This is a genomic window from Ectothiorhodospira shaposhnikovii (assembly GCF_022227765.1).
In the GTDB taxonomy this organism is placed as follows: Bacteria; Pseudomonadota; Gammaproteobacteria; order Ectothiorhodospirales; family Ectothiorhodospiraceae; genus Ectothiorhodospira.
This window is the reverse complement of the sequence record NZ_JAJMLZ010000023.1, coordinates 1-1,708: the sequence shown is the minus strand read 5'-3', so window position 1 is coordinate 1,708 and position 1,708 is coordinate 1. Positions and strand designations below refer to the sequence as shown.

The following is a 1,708-nucleotide window of genomic DNA, read 5'->3' as shown; positions in this document are numbered from 1 at the left end:
AAGTAATACTTGTTCTGGTGGACCAGGCGCTTGATGATCGACGTCTTGTCCACGTAGTAGTAGCCCCCCTCACGGATCTCGGAGAAGGTTTGAATGCCGATGGGGAGTCTGAGGCGCTGTTGGTCAGCCATGCCTGGCCCTCCGGGAACAAGTCTTGTGCCGGTGGCAGTCTATCATGGCCCTGATGGTGGTCGTTGTTGCCACTGTCATCGCCATCCCGTCATCGGCACTATCATCGTCACTCCCGCGAAAGCGGGAGTCCAGTGCATGGCTTCGGTCTGCCACTGGATTCCCGCTTTCGCGGGAATGACGGTGGGGGGAATGCCGCGGGGGGGGCCCGGGTTTGCGGGAATGACGGCGGGGGCTTTGGATTCATGCTTTTCGCTGGCAGGTCAGTTCCTACCGGGTGGCCCCTTGGCCCCTGATGCGGCTGTGGCTCCCGTGGGAGCGGCCCTTGGCCACGAGTGATGCCCGAGATTGTCGCTTTCAGGCCGTTTCCACATCGAATGCCACGATCTGCCGCTTTTCCCGGGAGAACTCCACGCCGATCAGGTGAATGGGTTTGCCGGTGGCCCGGTATTTGTCGGCATAGCCCTTTTGCTTGATCTGTTCCAGGGCCTTGCCTTCGGGCAGCTGCTCCACCACCTTGAACTCGAACAGGTAGAGGTGGCCGCCGAAGTCGACGGTCATGTCCACCTTGCCGTGGTGGCTGGCGTCTTCCACCGTGACCTGGACCCCTAGGGCGGCGAAGTGGCTGTAGAAGACGCTGGCGTAGTGGCCTTCATACTGGGCAATGGGGTTGTTGCGATACCAGTCGTGGGGCAGGCCGGCGTAAAGGGCCTTGAGGTGGGTTTCCAGGCCCGTCAGGTCGTGGCGCTGCAAGTGCTTGAACAGGGTGCGGCGTTCGCGTGGGCCGTTCTCGACGCCCAGTGACGGGAGCAGCGCATGGTTCAGGCTGGTCTCCACCTCGTGGTTGGGAAAGCCCAGGGTGTACTGGCGGTAACCCAGCATGGGCTCCTTGATCTGCTTGATGGTCAGGTAGCCGGTCTGGAAGAGCAGGGCGTCGGTGCTGATGTTGTCAACATCGAACTGGCTGAGTAATTCGTATTCTGTCTCCCACCGGTCTAGCGAAGGGGTGAAGACCCCGCGTTGCTTGAGGACATCGACCAGGAAGGTGGGCGTGGCGCTCTCGAACCAGTAGGGGCCGAACTGACGATTTTGCAAGAGCAGCAGTACATCGAAGGGGTTGTAGACGGAGTTGACCTCCTGCCCGCCCCAGCGGTAGCCGTTGTACCACTGGCGGATGGCCTCCCGGTCCAGGCCGGGTAGTTCCGGGGCGAACACGGCGTCGACGTCTTCGTCGGTATACCCGCAGATCGTGGTGTATTCCGGTAGCAGCGTGATGTCGCGCAGGTTGTTGAGCCCCGAAAAGAGGCTGACCTTGCTGAATTTGGACACGCCGGTGATCAGCGCCAGATGCAGGTGCGGGTCGGCGTCCTTGAGTACGCTGTAGAGGTTTTTGAGACCTTCGCGCAGTTCGCGTGCACGCTCCGGTTCCAGAATGTTGTCGAGGATGGGTTTGTCGTATTCGTCGATGAGTACGACGGCGCGCTGTCCGTAGTGGGCGTGCGTCTGGCGAATCAGCGCGGAGAACTCTCCTGCAATGTCTGTCTCGCGCTGCAGTGATACTCCCAGGCGTTCACGCTCA

2 protein-coding genes are annotated in these 1,708 nt (G+C 60.9%); both read right to left on the bottom strand.

Going from position 1 to position 1,708, the window contains the following annotated elements; translation table 11 throughout:
* On the bottom strand, window positions 1-131 hold a 131-nt coding region (locus LQD11_RS15385; protein WP_238618341.1), incomplete at its 3' end, for an AAA family ATPase.
* Between the two features lie 355 nt (window positions 132-486).
* Window positions 487-1,708: AAA family ATPase (locus LQD11_RS15380; RefSeq protein ID WP_238618340.1), on the bottom strand; the 1,222-nt coding region annotated here is incomplete at its 5' end.